At 62.0% G+C, this 258-nt stretch carries 1 pseudogene; it reads left to right on the plus strand.

The window, feature by feature from the left end:
• Window positions 1-258 (plus strand): annotated as a pseudogene (locus SB764_RS42130) (radical SAM protein); the annotation flags it as partial.

A 258-nucleotide genomic window follows, 5' to 3' on the forward strand; every position in this document is an offset into this window, starting at 1 on the left:
GTGCTGACCCGGGAACTCGCCAAGGCTTCCTGGGCCCGGCATCAGGTAGCGCTTGGAACCAACACTGATCCGTACCAGCGCGCCGAAGGCCGGTACGCGTTGATGCCCGGAATCATCAGGGCACTCGCGGATTCGGGCACACCGTTCTCCATCTTGACCAAAGGCACCCTCCTGGCTCGCGATATTCCGCTGCTCAAGCACGCGGCAACGCAGGTTCCAGTTGACCTTGGCATCTCCTTGGCCATGACCAACGAGGAC

Source organism: Paraburkholderia sp. SIMBA_027, assembly GCF_046535315.1.
Lineage (GTDB): Bacteria > Pseudomonadota > Gammaproteobacteria > Burkholderiales > Burkholderiaceae > Paraburkholderia > Paraburkholderia tropica.